At 59.4% G+C, this 17,838-nt stretch carries 20 protein-coding genes; 11 read left to right on the top strand and 9 right to left on the bottom strand.

Features of this window, described 5'->3' with window-relative positions; all coding sequences use genetic code 11:
• Nucleotides 1-115: 115 nt before the first annotated feature.
• The 8 genes from IE087_RS14690 (at nt 116) to IE087_RS14655 (ending at nt 7,247) form a co-directional block, all read left to right on the top strand.
• The gene (locus IE087_RS14690) at nt 116-1,339 is read left to right on the top strand and encodes a glycosyltransferase family protein (protein ID WP_189370121.1); all 1,224 of its coding nucleotides are present in this window, start codon (nt 116-118) and stop codon (nt 1,337-1,339) included.
• Nucleotides 1,336-2,577: a glycosyltransferase family 4 protein gene (locus IE087_RS14685; RefSeq protein WP_189370120.1), complete on the top strand. Its 1,242-nt coding sequence runs from the start codon at nt 1,336-1,338 to the stop codon at nt 2,575-2,577. Before IE087_RS14690 ends, IE087_RS14685 begins: the two co-directional genes overlap by 4 nt.
• Nucleotides 2,574-3,641 (top strand): glycosyltransferase family 4 protein, encoded by a 1,068-nt coding sequence (locus tag IE087_RS14680; RefSeq protein WP_373296517.1) that lies wholly within the window; start codon nt 2,574-2,576, stop codon nt 3,639-3,641. The genes IE087_RS14685 and IE087_RS14680 overlap by 4 nt, the downstream gene beginning before the upstream one ends.
• Entirely contained in the window at nt 3,638-4,216 is a 579-nt protein-coding gene (locus IE087_RS14675; protein WP_189370119.1) for a histidine phosphatase family protein, read from the top strand. Before IE087_RS14680 ends, IE087_RS14675 begins: the two co-directional genes overlap by 4 nt.
• Nucleotides 4,216-5,352: a glycosyltransferase family protein gene (locus tag IE087_RS14670; RefSeq protein WP_189370118.1), complete on the top strand. Its 1,137-nt coding sequence runs from the start codon at nt 4,216-4,218 to the stop codon at nt 5,350-5,352. Before IE087_RS14675 ends, IE087_RS14670 begins: the two co-directional genes overlap by 1 nt.
• Nucleotides 5,342-6,088, top strand: a complete 747-nt coding sequence (locus IE087_RS14665) for a polysaccharide deacetylase family protein (protein WP_189370117.1) — start codon at nt 5,342-5,344, stop codon at nt 6,086-6,088. Before IE087_RS14670 ends, IE087_RS14665 begins: the two co-directional genes overlap by 11 nt.
• On the top strand, nt 6,085-6,564 hold the full coding sequence (locus tag IE087_RS14660; protein WP_189370116.1) for a class I SAM-dependent methyltransferase: 480 nt from the start codon (nt 6,085-6,087) through the stop codon (nt 6,562-6,564). The genes IE087_RS14665 and IE087_RS14660 overlap by 4 nt, the downstream gene beginning before the upstream one ends.
• Nucleotides 6,565-6,683: 119 nt before the next feature.
• A complete protein-coding gene (locus IE087_RS14655) occupies nt 6,684-7,247 on the top strand; it encodes a PA14 domain-containing protein (protein WP_189370115.1) in 564 nt (187 codons plus the stop codon).
• Nucleotides 7,248-7,597: 350 nt separating this feature from the next.
• On the opposite strand, the gene IE087_RS14650 is transcribed toward IE087_RS14655, so the two are convergent.
• Entirely contained in the window at nt 7,598-7,783 is a 186-nt protein-coding gene (locus IE087_RS14650) for a CTP synthetase (RefSeq protein WP_189370114.1), read from the bottom strand.
• A 221-nt stretch (nt 7,784-8,004) separates the two neighbouring features.
• Here IE087_RS14650 and IE087_RS14645 point away from each other — a divergent pair, with 221 nt between their 5' ends.
• Nucleotides 8,005-8,187, top strand: coding sequence for a hypothetical protein (locus IE087_RS14645; protein WP_189370113.1), 183 nt, complete (start codon nt 8,005-8,007; stop codon nt 8,185-8,187).
• A gap of 333 nt (nt 8,188-8,520) precedes the next feature.
• Here the strand turns inward: IE087_RS14645 and IE087_RS14640 are convergent, their stop codons facing one another.
• Both IE087_RS14640 and lepA read right to left on the bottom strand, forming a co-directional pair.
• The gene (locus IE087_RS14640; protein ID WP_189370112.1) at nt 8,521-9,543 is read right to left on the bottom strand and encodes a hypothetical protein; all 1,023 of its coding nucleotides are present in this window, start codon (nt 9,541-9,543) and stop codon (nt 8,521-8,523) included.
• A 19-nt stretch (nt 9,544-9,562) separates the two neighbouring features.
• Nucleotides 9,563-11,359, bottom strand: coding sequence for a translation elongation factor 4 (lepA, locus tag IE087_RS14635; RefSeq protein WP_189370111.1), 1,797 nt, complete (start codon nt 11,357-11,359; stop codon nt 9,563-9,565).
• Between the two features lie 65 nt (nt 11,360-11,424).
• Between lepA and IE087_RS14630 the strand changes: the two genes are divergently transcribed.
• On the top strand, nt 11,425-12,837 hold the full coding sequence (locus IE087_RS14630) for a hypothetical protein (protein WP_189370110.1): 1,413 nt from the start codon (nt 11,425-11,427) through the stop codon (nt 12,835-12,837).
• Between the two features lie 565 nt (nt 12,838-13,402).
• Here the strand turns inward: IE087_RS14630 and IE087_RS14625 are convergent.
• Nucleotides 13,403-13,528, bottom strand: a complete 126-nt coding sequence (locus tag IE087_RS14625; RefSeq protein WP_189370109.1) for an entericidin, EcnA/B family — start codon at nt 13,526-13,528, stop codon at nt 13,403-13,405.
• Nucleotides 13,529-13,932: 404 nt separating this feature from the next.
• Between IE087_RS14625 and IE087_RS14620 the strand changes: the two genes are divergently transcribed.
• Nucleotides 13,933-14,292 (top strand): hypothetical protein, encoded by a 360-nt coding sequence (locus IE087_RS14620; protein ID WP_189370108.1) that lies wholly within the window; start codon nt 13,933-13,935, stop codon nt 14,290-14,292.
• A gap of 1 nt (nt 14,293) precedes the next feature.
• Here the strand turns inward: IE087_RS14620 and IE087_RS14615 are convergent, their stop codons facing one another.
• The 5 genes from IE087_RS14615 to hisD all read right to left on the bottom strand — a co-directional run bounded on the left by IE087_RS14615 (nt 14,294) and on the right by hisD (nt 17,670).
• On the bottom strand, nt 14,294-14,875 hold the full coding sequence (locus IE087_RS14615) for a GNAT family N-acetyltransferase (RefSeq protein ID WP_189370107.1): 582 nt from the start codon (nt 14,873-14,875) through the stop codon (nt 14,294-14,296).
• On the bottom strand, nt 14,872-15,264 hold the full coding sequence (locus IE087_RS14610) for a ketosteroid isomerase-related protein (protein ID WP_189370106.1): 393 nt from the start codon (nt 15,262-15,264) through the stop codon (nt 14,872-14,874). Before IE087_RS14610 ends, IE087_RS14615 begins: the two co-directional genes overlap by 4 nt.
• Nucleotides 15,264-15,725 carry an arsenate-mycothiol transferase ArsC gene (locus IE087_RS14605; RefSeq protein WP_189370105.1) on the bottom strand — a complete coding sequence of 154 codons (462 nt, stop codon included), beginning with the start codon at nt 15,723-15,725 and terminating at the stop codon, nt 15,264-15,266. Before IE087_RS14605 ends, IE087_RS14610 begins: the two co-directional genes overlap by 1 nt.
• Nucleotides 15,726-16,205 (bottom strand): UPF0262 family protein, encoded by a 480-nt coding sequence (locus IE087_RS14600; RefSeq protein WP_189370104.1) that lies wholly within the window; start codon nt 16,203-16,205, stop codon nt 15,726-15,728. It lies immediately after the preceding gene.
• A gap of 163 nt (nt 16,206-16,368) precedes the next feature.
• The gene (gene hisD, locus IE087_RS14595) at nt 16,369-17,670 is read right to left on the bottom strand and encodes a histidinol dehydrogenase (RefSeq protein ID WP_189370103.1); all 1,302 of its coding nucleotides are present in this window, start codon (nt 17,668-17,670) and stop codon (nt 16,369-16,371) included.
• Nucleotides 17,671-17,838: the final 168 nt, after the last annotated feature.

The raw sequence follows: 17,838 nt of genomic DNA, 5'->3' as shown, positions 1-17,838 counted from the left end.
CGCAGGTCAACTGTTGCTGTCTTGGGGAATGCAAACTCTGTGCTATACGCGTCAGAGGGATTCTCTGAGCGTCAAGGATGGTGACGTATGAGGAGACGGGGAAAAGAAGACGACAATGACCCATTCCACTCCTGTTTCACCGACCGCGGTTGGTGCCCGTCCGGGACGTGTTGTGCTGTACAGCCACGATACGTTTGGCTTGGGGCACCTGCGACGCAGCCGCGCGCTGGCATCGGCTCTGACCGAGTCCGGGGTTGCCGAGAGCGCCATCATTCTGACGGGCAGCCCTGTTGCCGGGCGGTTCACGTTCCCACCGGCGGTGGATCACGTGCGCCTGCCGGGTGTCAAGAAACTGGCCGATGGCAGCTATGTCAGCCAGACCGAAGGCATGGATATCGAGGCGACAACCGCCCTGCGCTCTGCGCTGATCGATTCCACCATCGACCAATACGAACCGGACCTTCTGATTGTAGATAAAGAACCGACCGGGTTTCGCGGGGAACTGCTGGACACCCTCAAGCGCCTGCGTGAACGCAGCAAGACCCGCATCGTTCTGGGTCTGCGTGACGTATTGGACGAACCCGACGTGCTCGCCGCTGAGTGGGCCCGCAAGGGTGCTGTTGAAGCAACCGAAGCCTTTTACGACGAAGTATGGGTTTATGGCATGCGCTCGGTTTATGATCCGACTCAGGGTCTGCCCTTGTCTTCTGCGGTTCGCAGCAGGACGGTGTGGACCGGCTACTTGCGTCGCAGCATCGTGGATGCCGCTGAAGTTCCGGATACACCATATATCCTTGTGACCCCCGGCGGTGGCGGCGACGGTGCCGCGATGGTCGATCTTGTTTTGTCGGCATATGAACAGGATCCTGACCTGCATCCTCATGCCGTTTTGGTCTATGGTCCGTTCCTGTCCGGCGAAGTGCGCGAACGGTTCGAAACACGCGTCGAAGCGCTTGGCGGTCGCGTCACCTCAACCGGTTTCGACAGCAAGATCGAGCCGCTGTTTGCGGGGGCCGAAGGCGTGATTTGCATGGGTGGCTACAATACGTTCTGCGAACTTCTGTCGTTTGATCAACGCGCGGTCATCGTGCCCCGCACGAAACCCCGCCTTGAACAGTGGATCCGCGCCCATCGGGCCGAGGAACTCGGGCTGGTCCGGAATCTGGATCGCTTCCGTGAAGGGCTGACCACAGACGCAATGGTTTCGGCCATCCGCGCCCTGCCCCACCAGAAACGTCCGTCCGAAGCAGGTGCTGATGGCCTTCTGGATGGCTTGGACGTCGTCAACGCACGTGCGCGGGCCCTTATGCAGCATTCGTTGACCGACGCCGCAGAATGACATCCAAATCCCCCCGCCTTGCCATCGCTGTCAAAGGCTGGCCGCGTTTGTCCGAAACCTTCATCGCGCAGGAACTGGTGGCGCTGGAAGAAGCGGGGATCGATTTTGCCATTTGGTCCCTGCGCCACCCAACAGACAAGAAAACCCACCCCCTGCATGATCGGCTGAAGGCCGAGGTTCACTACCTACCGGAATACCTCGGTGACGAACCTATGCGCGTGTTGCGTGGCTTGTTATTCGGGGTAACGCATCGCGCGTTCTGGCCCGCCTTGCGCCAGTTTCTGCGCGATCTTGCGCGCGACCGGACCCGCAACCGCGTGCGTCGCTTTGGACAGGCTTGCGTGATGGCTCGCGAATTGCCTGCGGACACCACCGCCCTATACGCCCACTTTCTGCATACCCCGTCATCCGTTGCACGTTATGCCGCGATGCTGCGCGGCGTGCCGTGGTCCTTTTCGGCCCATGCCAAGGACATCTGGACCTCGATCGATTGGGAACTGCAAGAGAAGCTGGACAGCGCAACTGCCGGGGCCGCTTTTGGTGCAACCTGCACGGCGCTGGGGGCAAAGTATTTGAACGGGTTGTCTAAGGACACACCTGTTGATCTTGTCTATCACGGTTTGGACCTGTCACGCTTCCCGCCCGCCCCTGAACGCACCCGGCGCACCCCCACCGACCCGTTTCACATGCTGTCTGTGGGCCGCTTGGTCGAGAAGAAGGGTTTTGATCGGTTGCTGGACGCGATGGCTCTTTTACCTGCAGATATGGACTGGCATTGGACCCATATTGGTGGCGGAACCTTGGCCGACGCCTTGCAACAACAGGCTAAACGTCTGGGATTGTCTGACCGGATCACTTGGCACGGCGCATGCGACCAACCCGAGGTGATCGATGCAATGCGACAGTCCAACCTATTCGTGTTGCCCAGTCGTGTGGCCGCGGATGGCGACCGCGATGGCCTGCCCAATGTGCTGATGGAAGCGGCAAGCCAGAAGCTGCCAATTCTGAGCACCCCGATCTCTGCCATTCCGGAATTCATCGATGACGGAGTGCATGGCATCCTGAGCGGTGATGATCCCGTAACGCTGGCCGACGCGATGGCACGCGTTGCACACGACCCGGCGCTGGGTGTTTCCATGGCCGAGGCTGCACATGCCCGCCTGCATGCGGATTTCACCATGCAGCCCGGCATCGCACATCTTGCCCGGCGCTTGCGCGCCATCATGGGCGCTGCGTGACTGTCGCTTTCTATGCACCGCTGAAGGCACCTGATCATCCGGTGCCGTCAGGTGACCGCACCATGGCGCGCGCGTTGATGACGGCACTGAAGCATGCCGGATTTGTGGCGACTGTCGCCTCGGACTTGCGGATCTATGACCGCGTGGGTGACACCGCATTGCAGACCGATCTGGCCGCGCAGGCAAAGAAGGAAGTTGCGCGCATCCTCTCCGGTCCCGATGCCGGAACCTGGCAATGCTGGCTGACCTATCACAACTATTACAAGGCCCCGGATTTGATTGGCCCACCGGTTGCCCGGGCCTTGGGCATTCCATATGTGCAGGTTGAAAGTACACGCGCACGCAAACGGCTGACTGGACCATGGGCCCGCTTTGCCCAGGCGGCGGAAGCTGCCAGCGATCAGGCCCATACCATCTTCTACGTGACAGCCCGTGATGCGGAAACGCTGCGCCGCGATGCACCGGCTGGTCAGGTTCTGACCCATCTGCGCCCGTTCCTTGATCGCAAGGAATTGCCCGCGCAATCGGACTATTCCGGTGCCATGCTGAGCGTTGGGATGATGCGTGCCGGAGATAAGTTGGGATCCTACAAGCTGATCGCTGACACGCTGGCGCTGCTGGATCCTGCGCTGGACTGGCACCTGGACATCGCGGGCGACGGCCCGGCCGAAGCCGAGGTTGCGACCCTGATGGCCCCGTGTGGCGCGCGTGTGCGGATGTTGGGGGCGCTTCCAGCAGAGGCATTGCAATTGCAATATGAACAGGCCCGCCTGCTATTCTGGCCCGGCGTGAACGAAGCGTTCGGCTATGCCTATCTGGAAGCGCAGGCGGCTGGATTGCCTGTTGTCGCCCAGGACCGACCGGGGGTGCGCGACGTGGTGGCCGGGATGCAACCCGCCGTCGCGGAGGGACCACATGCGATGGCCGCACGGTTGACTGATATGCTGACCAATCGGGCAACGATGGAAACCTTGGGCGCTCAGGCCCGCACGCAAATTGGAGAGCACCATCTTCTGCCCGCTGCCGCTGGAACACTGCGCGCGGCCATCGAGGGAATGACATGATCCGTCTGGCACTTTTGCGTCACGGTCACACCGCATGGAACCGCGAGGGTCGCTTGCAGGGCCGCAGCGATATTCCCCTTGATGACACAGCGCGCCGCGACTTGGCGGGCTTCCGGTTGCCCGATGATTTCCAGAACGCCGATCTGGTGTCGAGCCCGCTGGCCCGCGCCACGGAAACCGCCGAACTGGTCGCCGGACGCACGCCACGTGTCGAACCCTGTTTGATCGAAATGAACTGGGGCGATTGGGAAGGGCGCCATGGTGCGGAGTTGTCTGCTGATGCGACCACTGGATTTCGCCATATCGAAGACTGGGGATGGCACTACTGCCCTCCGGGCGGCGAAAGCCCGGACAGTCTGCGCGCGCGCGTGCGGCCGTGGCTGGACGGGCTGATACGTGACACTGTGGCCGTCTGCCATATCGGTACAATGCGCGTGTTAATGGCCATGGCCACCGGATGGGACTTTGACGGGCCAGCGCCATTTCGGATCAAACGAAACCGCTTGTTCATCCTCCAAGTCGATACCGGCACACTGACACTGTTGCCCGACGCTCAACGGTTAGAGGCGCGCTAATGGAGGTCACGATTGTGGTCACACATCTGCTGGGCACCGGGCATCTGGCGCGGGCACTGACCCTTGGCCGCGCCTTTGTTGCCGCCGGTGATACTGTGACGGTGATCAGCGGGGGCAAACCTGTTCCGCATTTCGACAGCGCGGGCCTTACCCTTGTGCACTTGCCGCCGTTGCAATCGAACGGCACTGATTTTTCGACACTTCTCACCGACGCGGGTGAGGTTGCAGATGACGCTTATCTGGCCGCCCGACAGGCCACATTGCTTGATCATATCGTACAGCAGAGCCCCGACGTTTTGATCACCGAACTGTTCCCGTTTGGCCGCCGTACTTTGAAGGCCGAGTTCCAGGCTCTGCTTGAAGCAGCCGATGGCTTGCCGTCGCGCCCCCTCATCCTGTCATCCATTCGCGACATCCTCGCGCCGCCCTCCAAACCAGCCAAAGTCACCTTTGCCGATCAGTTCGTGGACCGCTTCTATGACGCCGTGCTGGTTCACTCTGACCCCGAGGTCGTGACATTGGACGCAAGCTGGCCCGTGTCGGAAAGGCTGCGCCCCAAACTGCGTTACACCGGTTTTGTGGCGCCCGGCGCGCCAGATATGATTGCTCCTCGCCACAGTGAGATCCTTGTCAGCGCAGGTGGCGGTGACGTTGGCGACAAGGTCTTTGAGGCCGCGTGCGAAGCGGCGAAACTGAATGCCGATCATTCGTGGCGTTTTCTTGTCGGTGGTGACGATGCGCGCCGCACTTTCTGGGCAAACCGCGCCCCGGCCAACGTGGTGGTCGAAGGCCCCCGCCCCGATTTTCGCGAGTTGCTTGTGGGTGCGACCGCGTCAGTGTCCATGTGTGGGTATAACACGGCGCTCGACGTGTTGCAGACCGGCGTTCCGGCTGTCTTTGTCCCGTTTGACGATGGCGGCGAAGTCGAACAGGGGTTGCGTGCGGATGCCCTGGCCACCCTACCCGCCGTGTCGGTGGTAAGGCAGGCGAACCTGTCGGGACCAACGCTGGCAGATGCCATCGGTAAGCTTGCACAGCAGGAACGACGCTCGCCTCGGACGACCGGCATGACGGGCGCCAAAACAAGTGTGGAGATCGTGCACGGACTGCTAGTTGAGGCGTCACATGCAAATTGATTGGACCCCCCTGCGCACCGAACTGGCCGCGTGTCGACACGATGGGCTGCCCGTTCCATTCTGGTGGCGCGACGATGATGCAGTTGCCCCGACTTCTGAACTTGAGCAACTGGAAGACCTGTCTCGAGCGACTGAACTGCCCGTTCACTTGGCGGTCATACCGGCCCACGCAACGGCTGAGCTGGCCGGATGCGTCGATGGTGAGCAATTGATCCCTGTCGTTCACGGATGGGCTCACCAGGATCACAGCGGACCGGACGAGAAGAAGAACGAGTTCCTGACAGATCGACCAGACTTGGCCAATGATAGCGCGCTTGGCTTGGCCCGCATGCGCGATCTGTTTGGCACGCAGTTGCGGCGCATGTTCGTGCCACCGTGGAACCGGGTTCAGCCTGCACTAATCCCCAAACTGCGCGATCAAGGGTTCGAGGTGATATCCACATTCGGGCCGCGCAAAAGCATCAATGCGGCGCCGGGACTGATGCAGATCAATACTCATATCGACCCGATATGGTGGAAGGGCACACGCGACCTCATCGCGCCCGAAACGCTGGTGGCAACGACAGTGGCGCATTTGGCTGCTCGGCGGCAAAGGACTGAAGACTCACAAGAACCTCTCGGTCTTTTGACGCATCACCTGGTTCACACACCCGCGATCTGGGCTTTCACCCAGAGCTTTGTAAACGAAATGCTGTCTGGCGGCGCAACGCCGTGGACGATGGAGACAACGAAATGAGCAGATTGGAATCGATGCGGCGGCGATTGAGCGCGCAGATCGATGGTATCAACTGGGCCGCAAAGAAGATCGCCACGCTGGAAGGCGACGTCCTGGAAATGGGTTTGGGCAATGGCCGGACCTACGATCACTTGCGCCAGGAACTGCCCGATCGCCGCATCTGGGTGGTCGACCGGATGCTGAAATGCCACCCAAGCTGTATCCCCCCAGCCGAAGACTTTCTCGAAGGCGAGGCAGAAGCCATGCTCACCCGGTTGGCCGACCAAGGGCACAAGATGGCGCTTGCGCATTACGACTTTGGCTATGGTGTCAAGGAAAAGGATGTCGAAGAAGGGATGCGCCTGAGCCCCCTGATCGCCGCGTTGATGCAACCCGGCGGTCTGATCCTGTCACAACAGCCACTCGTCGGCCTCGAACAGATCTGCGGACCCGATTCAATCGCGCCTGATCGGTATCTTTTCTACCGTACCGTGTAGTTGCGAGACTGTTTGATCACGATTCCCGTGCGTACTGTTGTCAGACGCTAACAAGGCCTTCTAAGGTCCCAGTGATTCAAGGCCGCACCAAAAGCGGTCAGGACCAACGGGAGTATCAAATGACGATTTTTAAGACGGCCGCCTTGGCCGCCGCTATGGCCGTGCTTGCGACGACCACACTTGCCGCCCCTCTCAAACTCACACCAGCCGATCCGCAGCCGACTGACCTGACGCAGGGCCTTTCTGTGAAGTACTACTTTGATAGCGTGCGTACTCTCAGCGAAGCCGAGCGCGCCTATGCAAAGGCAAAACCCGGCAAGCCACTTGCTGGTTTGGACTATCGTGATACAGCCGAAGGCGACGAAACCTTAACCTCTGGCAAAGCGCACAAGGTCATTGCCGTCATCGAAGGCTATGTCCGCTTTGATGAGCCGGGCACTTACAAAATAGATTTCATGAGCAATGACGGATTGCAGATGAAGATCGGTGGAGAGGAAGTTGTCTATTTTGACGGCGTGCACGGGTGTGACCCCAGCGAGCAGGTTGAAGCCAATGTGCCAGAAGCGGGATGGTACGCGTTGGAAGCGCTCTATTTCCAGCGCAAGGGCACCGCTTGTTTGCTGATGCGGGCAGGGATTGGATCGCCGCAGTGGATGGAAGACGGATCCTTCGGCTACAACTGACCGCTGGTATTTGGTCACCCGACTGGTGCGGGAACAGCGATGCCCGCGCCATTTCAGTTTTGAAGGCGGATATCCTGCAAAACTGCCGATGGCATCCTGGCACTCCGCCAACGGGTACCGGGCCGTTTGACGCACCGGACGCCGCCCGGTTCCCAGCGCGCAAGCAGGGTTGTTTCGGGCATCCAAAGCCGGCCTCCTAAAAGCCACAGAAACACGTGACACCTGCCCCTTGGCGCCAAAGGCTTGTTCAAGATAAGGACAGTGGAACCGCAAGGATCATCGGCCAGACCAAACGCAGTCCCAAGGCGGGTGTGGACCCGCCATACGCAGACTTTGTGTTCCCGATTCTCTCAGCCCGTTATCTGTCGCTGCACCAACCATGTGACTGGGAATGCAGCAAGAAACCCGATGGCCGCTGCAATCAGTATGGGATTGGCGCCGCCATAGCCCATTGTCAGGGCGGCGATGACCCCCGTACCCGCCATGGTAGAGCCGATAAAGATGTGCAGGACAAAGAACAGCATGAAGCGCTGCATGTGGAGCCTCCGTTACTTGCGTTTCAGGCAGTGTGCACGAGGGCTTGGGCATGTGCATTGATGTCGGTCAAACCGTGCAGAGAATTGGCGCCAGAAGAAAGGTCCATGGACAGCGGGAGACAGAAGCACACAGGGCGCGAGGTTTTGATCAGACAACGAAAAGGCGCCAGGTGCGCGAACCGAAATCCGTGCCGTGCCCGAAGACACACCCTGACGCCTCGTTGAACCTCATCATCCCCCCAGAGGGCGACATGTTGGCCCAGCTTGCTCGTGACGTTACCGCCATTCGCCGGGACTGCCTGACAGAAGCCAAACCGCCCCTCGCATCGACCCTGCTGACACCGCCCTTTCGCCACACCCCTTTCGGAGCCACACGATCCGACCTGCATCCAGTTGCCCGTTGATGTCCAAGCTGCACCTTGCGGTCCGTCCTGATCATCTCGTTGCCTCCGGGGCCTTTGCGTCCACCGCGTCGTTCAAGGAACTCTGCGCCGGTAGGTAGAGGTTGGGGCAAAGTGGGTGAGTCGTGCAAAGGAAAAATGACGACTCTGCGAAATTTCTTGGGGATAAGCTGTTGATATTGCTTGTGGATTTCCTGTGAAGAAGCTGGGGATAATGCGGAAATTCGCAATTTCCCAAGGGACTTACGTTTGGTCAGCAATGATGTCTTAGAGCAGAGTATTGCTGTGCCATGCCATACGAAACTTTTCCCCCAAGGCCGGAGCCGACCGACAACACTACTTGTTTTTGGCCAGCGTTGGCCCAAAGAGGATGGATTGTGATTGATCCAAAACGATCGCATTCAAAGCGGTTGCCAGATCGTCCACTGCGTTTGACACTGTTTCGTTCAATAGGTTTGGGTTCCGCCTGATTATGAATGCGGTGTCGCACGCATATGAAACCTGAAGAAGATCTTCATTGCCTTGCTCTCGGATAAAACTGACAAGTTCAGTGATATTCGGGACATCAAAGAAGGTTATGGCTGAAAAGTCATTTGCCGTACCGCGCGCGACTTGCTCACACACAAGGTTGACGAGGGCTTCATCGATACTGCCAACACGCTCACCACCGCTCAGAATTTTTTTGAGCGCGTTCAGCTCAGATTTGACATCTGTCAGCCGGCTTTCCAGTTGCTGTTCAACAGTGGAGATACGTCCACCCAAATCCCTGAGTTCGTTGTCGAGAGTTCGGATCGTGCCATTGGTTGCCAAGGCTGTGCGTCGCGTGTTCTGCAACGAGTTTTCGAGAACTTCAAATTGATAGTTCACCCGCGAAACCTGGTCAGAGAAACTGAACAGAATATCGCGTGCATCCAGGGTCGGCGACCTTCGGTTTGGTGCCGGATCGAGTTGAGACAACTGAGCTTCGTTCCGAATTGAGCGCTCCATGTTCTTGTCGATCTTGAGCGCAACGCCTTTCACCAAAAGCAACTCTGTCTCGATTTTAGCTAAACGCGCTTCGAGATATTTCTCGGCATTTTGAGAACTATAGTTCACAATGTCTGAAATTTGCTGGATTGTCACCAAATCCAGCTGAGCCAATTCAGCCGCGAGAGCAGATCTCACTTGCTCCATATCCACCGCGGGCATACCCGCCAGTTTCACATTCGTTTCGGCTTGCGAACGCTGTAAGGATCTAAGCTCAGACGAAAAATACAGCAGAATAGCTCCAACACCTGCAATCATAGCGGGAACCAGGAAATTTAAAACGACGCCAATGCCTTTAACAAACCGGTCGTTTTCGAATTCGCCTTTTGCCACTACAATGCTCTGAGCTGGTCTAACTATCCATTTTCAGCGCTGAAATAAACGCTTCTTGCGGTATATCAACTTTCCCAAACTGCCGCATCTTCTTTTTACCGGCTTTCTGTTTGTCCAGCAGTTTCCGTTTCCGTGTGGCATCTCCGCCATAGCATTTTGCGGTCACGTCCTTGCGCATTGCCGACAGCGTCTCGCGCGCGATGACCTTACCGCCAATTGCCGCCTGGATCGGGATTTTGAACATGTGGCGGGGGATCAAGTCTTTGAGTTTTTCGACCATGGCGCGTCCGCGCATCTCGGCCCGGTCGCGGTGGACCATGATCGACAGGGCGTCCACCGGCTCATCATTCACAAGGATCGACATTTTCACCAGGTTGTCCGTGCGGTAGCCCGTCAGTTGGTAATCGAAGGAGGCATAGCCCTTGGTCACCGATTTCAGCCGGTCGTAGAAGTCGAACACCACCTCGTTCAGCGGCAGGTCATAGACGACCATGGCGCGGGAGCCGGCGTAGGTGAGATCTTCCTGTATGCCGCGGCGGTCTTGGCACAGCTTCAGCACGTCGCCGAGATAGTCGTCGGGCACGAGGATCGTGGCCTTGATCCGTGGCTCTTCAAGGTGATCCACGTGCGTGAGGTCGGGCATGTCGGCGGGGTTGTGCAGCTCCATCATCGTGCCGTCGCGCATGTGGACGTGGTAGATGACCGAGGGGGCCGTGGTGATCAGTTCGATGCCGTATTCCCGCTCGATCCGGTCGCGGATCACTTCGAGGTGCAAAAGCCCCAGGAAGCCGCAGCGGAAGCCGAAGCCGAGGGCGGCGGAGGTTTCCATTTCGAAGCTGAAGGACGCGTCGTTGAGGGCGAGTTTGTCGATGGCGTCGCGGAGGTCTTCGAACTCGGCAGAGTCCACAGGGAAGAGGCCGCAGAAGACCACTGGCTGGGCGGGTTTGAAGCCGGGGAGCGGTTCGACTTCCTTGCGTTCGTGGGTGATCGTGTCGCCGACGCGGGTGTCGCGGACCTGTTTGATCGAGGCGGTGAGGAAACCGATTTCGCCGGGGCCCAAGGAGTCGACCATCTCCATCTGCGGGCGGAAGACGCCGACGCGGTCCACGTGGTGGATGGAGCCGTTGGAGACGAATTTGACCTTTTCGCCCTTTTTGAGCCGCCCGTCGATGACGCGGATCAGGACGATGACACCGAGGTAGCTGTCGTACCAGCTGTCGACCAGCATGGCCTTGAGGTCGGTGTCGGGGTCGCCCTGAGGTGCGGGCAGTTCGGTGACGATGGATTCCAGCGTCTCCATGATCCCCTCGCCCGTTTTGGCCGACACCGCGATGGCGCCCGAGGCGTCGATGCCGATCACATCCTCGACCTGTTCGGCGACGCGGTCGATGTCGGAAGCCGGTAGGTCGATCTTGTTGAAAACGGGGACAATTTCGTGGTCGGCGTCGATGGCCTGGTAGACGTTGGCGAGGGTCTGCGCCTCGACCCCTTGCGTGCTGTCGACGACCAGAAGTGAGCCTTCGACGGCGCGCATGGATCGGGAAACCTCGTAGGCAAAGTCCACATGGCCGGGGGTGTCGATAAGGTTCAGGACATAGGCCTCGCCATTCTTGGCGGTGTAGTCGATGCGGACGGTGTTGGCCTTGATCGTGATGCCCCGCTCGCGTTCGATATCCATGCTGTCAAGCAGCTGTTCCTTCATGTCCCGGTCGGCCACGGTGTTGGTGGACTGGATAAGCCGGTCGGCGAGGGTCGATTTCCCGTGGTCGATATGAGCGACGATGGAGAAATTGCGGATATGTGAGAGCGGTGTCATGGTTGGGATATGTAAGGGTTTTTGGGGTTGGTCAATGGGTGGTGTGTTGCAGGTGGGGTGTTGGTGTGGGTGAGGTGGATTTTTCGGATTTTGAGGAAGCAAGGAGTTGGTTCAAAACTCAAACCCCAGAAAGACGGTGTATCATAGCAAGCCGCTCGGCTCTGCGTGTGTTTGCGTTGTACTTTTCTGCCTCCGACGAAAGCCCGGAGAAAACTACTCTTTTGGCCTTTAGGGCAGCATTGATCAGCATCGCGCGAGCTTACAAGGGTTCTGCTTTGCACGATGACTTTGGAAAAGCAGCCGTCGCGGTTGGCTACGCCGCAGGAAAATACTGCAAAAAAGAGAGATCAAGTACTAGAGCGCAGTTTGCTGCAGCGTCCATAGGATATGCAGCTAACACAGCTGCCCACTATAACGACTATTCAGATTCTATGGCCGGTCAGGCGACAACGACTGCGGCTACATCCTCTTCGGAGTCACTCGCAGCGGTGGAATTGGATGCACGGACCGGTTCAGCTGCATTGCTAGCGACGCCACTTTGGCATGACGTAGAAGTTCCTCACGACGTCGCAGCCTCGCATCTCGCTTGGCAAGAGTTTCTAACCAATGATCCGCAATGGGCGTTTTGGCTGGATTGGTACTTAGGGGTATGGAACGGCACTTTTCGTGATTGGGGTTTCGCGTCTGAGATCGCAAAAATTGATTCCAGAGTTTGGGATAGTGATGATGCCGTCTCTAAGGTGGCAGAAGCGATCCGGGAGATTGAGGCACGGCTGAAAACACGCGTGGGGCCGCAGCTGGTCAAAACCAGTGACGGGAAATTCGATCTCGAACCCGATCTTCAAATCGCCGATGAACCGATTTCATTTGCGATTGGACAGGTTGAAATTGCATTGCGTGCTGTCTTGGCGACCGATGGGACAAATGGATTTTCCGAAAACTCGGATGAAGCCCGCCTGATCCAAATGGCATGCACCGAATACCGGGATCAGCACAGCAATGTCGCAACTGCTTTCTGGAATGCATGCATGGGGTTGCAACACAATATCGGCGATATGTACCCAGAGGATCGGTCGCTTATTTCCTTAAAAAACACGCTCTATGTTTCTGTTGAGGAGATGTGCGACCATAGCGATCTGATCAGGGATAGGATTGCGCGGCTCGCCGCGTTGGAAACGTGCAGGTATCCTACGCAGGAAGAACGCCAGGCGTTGCGCCAATTGCCGGAGGTGGTCGCTGAGGACACAACGGAGCGGGCCAATGCAGAGATCGCGGCGGCTGTTGATCGTGTGGTCGAAACGGAAAAACCAGCGCGAGTGTGGCGCGCCAAGTTGGTGAATTGGATCACCACGCTAAGCCGTGGGATCGAGCAAGGGCAGAAGACCGAGAAAAAGGTCAATTGGCTGATCGGTTTGGCGCACAAGGTAGCCGGATGGTTTTTGGACGACGATGGACCGGACAGCGACGCGGAGGAATGAGGGCCGCGCCCGAGCCTGGGTGGGCGCACGCAACCTTGCAGCAACGCAAGGCATTGGAGTGCGCAGATCATGGGTTCGGTGCGTGACGTAGACAATGCGCCCTCCCGGGGGAGGGTCGGGCGCGGCCCGGCGGTGCCGCCGGGCAGGGTGGTTCGAACGGGGATACTTTCCTTTAATGTCGTGAACGCAAAAAGGCCCGGTAGCGGCAGGCACAGGGCTGTCGATCCAGTCTTTGTTCTGCAGCGCTTTATGGCTGCCAAGTCCATCCTCCGGTTCACCGGCGTGCCAAGATAAGCCAGATCGACAGGCCGCGGGAGGGCCTGCCCCCTCTCGGCAGATTTTGCTTTGGCAAAATCGCCTGCCGGGCAATGGATGCGCGGCGGCCTATGGCCTTGATTCCGCGCTGTGGTGCTTAAAACGATGGTTGGTTTTAGGGGTCTTTGAGAGGGCCGGCGGGGTGAAACCCCGCCCTACGGTGTTGTGCGAGAATGGACGCTTCCCCCTCTCGTGCGTCGGCTGCGCCGACACCCTGCCGGGGTGACGCGCACTGGCTGTGCCAGTACGCTCAGAGTGCCCGGTCTACTGCATCCGCTGCGCGTGTGATGTCGCGCCCGACGCCTTTGGCTGTTTCGCAGGCAGCAAGTGTGGTGGCGGCCACGATGGCCAACAGGATCAGGCGGGTGCGGTTCATTCTGCTCTCCGATCTTTTGCAAAGGACATAACCAGACGGGCCTGTCTGGTCAAATCAACTGGCTGCCCATCGGCGGGGTTTTTCCTTAAAAGGCTTGGGAATTGATGAAGCGTGGATTGGACCTGCTTGTATTTGGAAGGGCGCTGGCCCTCTCGTGAATCGGCCGACGCCGATACCCTGCCGGGCGACGCGTGCGGCCAAAGGCCGCGTTATGCCCACGGTGTTGAAAAAGGGAATGGATGGGCGCTTGCCCTCTCGTGCATCGGCTAGCGCCGATACCCTGCCGGGCGACGCACGCGGCCTGCGGCCGCGCGCTTGTTCGTGAATTGCCCTTCGCCTATGTTTACGGCATAGTTTTCGCATTCAGAGCGGGCCAACCCGCCACAGCAGGAACGAGCAGACACATGAAACTCTCGACCACGATCATTGCCGGGGCGGCCGCCCTTGGACTGGCCGCATGTGGCGGCGGGTCCTCATATTCCAGCGCGCGGGCCGTTCCCGCGACCCCGGTGCTGTTTGCCACCGGCCCGATCTATTCCGCGTGCCGCAGCGGCGGACGGGACCAGGCCAGCCGGGCACGCTGTGGCTGTGTGCAGGCTGTGGCCAACCAATCGCTGAGCTCCTCGGATCAAAGCCGCGGCGCCGGGTTCTTCAGCAACCCGCAGCAGGCGCAAGAGGTGCGCGTGTCTGATCGCGCCTCGGACGAACGGTTCTGGCGCCGCTGGAAGGATTACAGCGACAGCGCGGCACGGCAGTGTACCTGAGCTAAAGGTCCTTGACCCAGAACTGCAGCGGCTTTTCCGTTTCACCCGCCTGATCAACGTCTTTCCACATGAACTGGGCCACGACGCCAGGCATGCGTTTGTATCCGCGCCCTTCCCAAAAGGGATCGAGAGGGCGGTATGTGCTGGGTCGCAAGGGATGATCCGGTGGTCGCAGGACCGAGGCAAAACACATGTTTGCATAGCCCAGATCGCGCGCATGGGCCTCACGTACATCGAAAAAGCGGTGCCCGACCCCACGACCGCGAAAACGCGGCAGCAGCACGCTTTCTCCGCAATAGAAACAGGCATTCACGTTGAAGTCCGTGCCGTCGAACGCGTCCGAAAACGCGTCGGCATGTTCCGCCAGGGGTGCCGCCGTCGCCGCCCCCACCATCCAGTCGCCATCATAGGCGACCACAACGACCGCGCGGTCACTTTGTTCGTAAACCTCGAGGTAACGCCGTTCGTAAGCGGCGTCGCCTTCATAGAGGTAGGGCCAGTCACGGAACACGGCGAGGCGTAGCTTTGCCACGTCATCCAGCGCCTCGGTCAGGGCCGGCCCGGTCAGTGTCTCGATCCTCATGCCCCGACCTGTTGCACCCAATCCGCAAGGTTGTAGTAGGTGGTCACGCGGGCGATCTTGCCATCGCGGATGTCAAAGAAGGACCCGGCGGGCAGGCAATAGGTCTGGCCGTTTGCCTCGGGTAGCCCTTCATCGGTCTGCAGGTAAGTGCCATTGACGGTGTATTCGGCGGCAGCACGTGTGCCGCCTGCGGCCGAGAACACGATCATATTGGTGAGCGTCTCAGCGTAGCACCGGTTCATGTGGGTACAAAATGCCTGGAACAGCTCTTTGCCTTCACGCACCTGCCCCTCGTTCACATGATGGGCCACGTCATCGGTGAGGCAGTCCAGCATCGCCTCCACATCGCCTGCGTTGAACGCGTCGAAATAGTCGGTCACGATCTGCATCAAGTGCCTTCCCTTGCTGGCCCCCACCGTTCGACGAGGCGGGCGATGATCTGGTCGCGGGCGGCGCGGTAGCTTTCAAGTTTGGCTTCGCGCGTCTCGCCCAGACCGGTTGGGTCAAGGATCGGCCAGTATTCGACCTCGAGATGATAGTAGCGCGTCAGTTCCAGCGCGCGCCGTTGGCTGGCAGGGCTAAGCGCCACGACAAGATCGAAAGACGACAGGTCGTCGCCCCATTCCTCCATCTCGTCAAAGCTGCGGGACCGGTGGCGGCTCAACTCCACATCCAATTCCTGGCAGACGGCAATGGAAAACCCGTCAATCTCCATGTCGTTCTTGACGCCAACGGATTGGACATAGGTGCCTGTGCCATAGAACTTCTTCATGATCCCCTCTGCCATAGGGGAGCGGACCGCGTTGTGATCGCAGCAGAAGAGAATGGATTGCGGCAGCCGGTCCGTCATCTATCCGCCGAAGTGCAGGACACAGATCAGGGTAAAGAGGCGGCGGGCGGTGTCAGTGTCGACCTCAGCCTTGCCTTCGAGGCGTTCTTGCAGAACCCGGCTGCCCTCGTTGTGGATACCGCGGCGGGCCATGTCGATGGTTTCGATCTGGCTGGGGGGCAGCTTCTTGACCGCCTCGAAATAGCTTTCGCAGATCTGGAAATAGTCCTTCACCACCTGCCGGAAGGGTCCAAGGGACAGATGAAACTCGGCCGCCTTCTCATCCGCTTCGGTCGCAACATCAAAGACGAGGCGCTTATCACGAATGGACAGACCCACGTTGTAGGGTCCGGCGGGCACATCCCTACCGTCTCGGCCGGGCAGAACAAAGGTGTTGTCCTCCAGCAGATCGAACATCGCCACCTTGCGTTCCTGTTCGATCTCGGGTGTGGGGGGTGGCAGGTTGGCATCATCCAGCGTGATGCGGGCAATTCGGGTCATGGCGCGGGGCCTTCGGCAACGAAACAATCTTTCGCAATGCTTAGGGTCTGGAACCGCGCAATACAATGCCACAATGCCGCGCAACGCATTTCGCGGCCAAGCGCAGGCATGCTTCTTCTGACTTAAAATACCACGGGGGAGGCGCAGCCGGGGGCTGGCCCCCTTACTCGTTCAGCTTACGCAAGCGCGCGGTCACGGATAGCCCATGCGCCTCAAGGCTTTCGGAAGCAGCCAAACGCTCCGCCCCCGGACCGATGGCGCGCAGCGCGTCTGGCGACATCTGAGCCAGCGTTGTTCGCTTGACGAAATCCATGACCGACAGGCCGGAGGAGAACCGGGCAGAGCGCGCGGTGGGCAACACATGGTTGGGGCCGCCGATATAGTCACCGATGGCCTCGGGCGTCCACTGGCCCAGGAAAATGGCCCCGGCATGGGTGATCTTTTCGGACAGCGTGACGGGGTCTGCGACGCAGAGCTCAAGGTGCTCCGGCGCGATGCGATCCGACAGCTGTGCCGCAACATCAAGATCGGGCACGGTGATGATGGCCCCGAAATCCCGCCAACTGGCCCCGGCGATGGCACGACGCTCCAGCGTTTCCAGCCGTGCATTCACCGCATCCGCCACCGCGGGGCCAAAAGCGGGATCGGTGGTGATCAGCAGCGACTGTGCGCTTTCGTCATGCTCCGCCTGACTGAGCAAGTCGAGGGCAATCCAGTCGGGATCATTGTCACCATCGGCGATCACAAGGATCTCGGAGGGACCGGCGATCATATCGATACCGACCTTGCCAAAGACACGTCGCTTGGCCGCGGCGACAAAGGCGTTGCCCGGGCCGGTGATCTTGTCCACGGGTGCAATCGTTTCTGTACCGTATGCAAGCGCCGCAATCGCCTGTGCGCCGCCAATGCGGTAAATCTCGTCCACGCCGGACAGCTGCGCGGCCAGCAGGACCAGCGGGTTGATCACCCCGTCCGGGGTGGGCACGGTGATGGCAAGGCGCCCTACGCCCGCGACCTTGGCCGGGATGGCATTCATCAGAACCGAGGACGGGTAGCTCGCCAACCCGCCGGGAACGTAGAGGCCCGCCGCCGACACCGGTGTCCAGCGCCAGCCCAGTGTGGCACCTGCATCATCCGTCCACTGCGCATCTTCAGGCATCTGGCGTTCATGGTAAGCACGGATGCGGGCCGCAGCGAGGGCCAGCGCATCGCGATCTTCCTGTCCAACTTCGGCCATGGCCGCGGCCACTTCATCCGCACTGATGCGCAAGGTCTCGGGCGTCAGGGCGATGCGGTCAAAACGTTCAGTTAACTCAATAACCGCGGCATCCCCACGGCTTCGCACGTCGGCGATGATATCGGCCACAACCGCGTCCACATCCGGGCTGTCCTCGCGCTTGGCCGACAGAAGGGCCGCAAACTGCGCTTCGAAATCGGCATCGCTGTAATCAAGAAACTGGGGCATGGATGTCCTTTCCGGCTGAGGCGGGACATAGCGGGCGGGCTGCTTAGGCTCAAGGGGCGGTGCGGACGACACGTCCGCCTTACTTGAGAACACTAAGGCTCATTGATCCCGAGGCGGCAGTCGGAACGTGGTGGCCCTTCGTTCTGCCCACAAGAATTGCAATTCCCA

The sequence above is a fragment of the Tateyamaria omphalii genome (assembly GCF_014651375.1).
Classification (GTDB): Bacteria; Pseudomonadota; Alphaproteobacteria; order Rhodobacterales; family Rhodobacteraceae; genus Tateyamaria; species Tateyamaria omphalii.
Note: the sequence above shows the minus strand (reverse complement) of the source record. Positions and strands in the feature narration are given on the sequence as shown.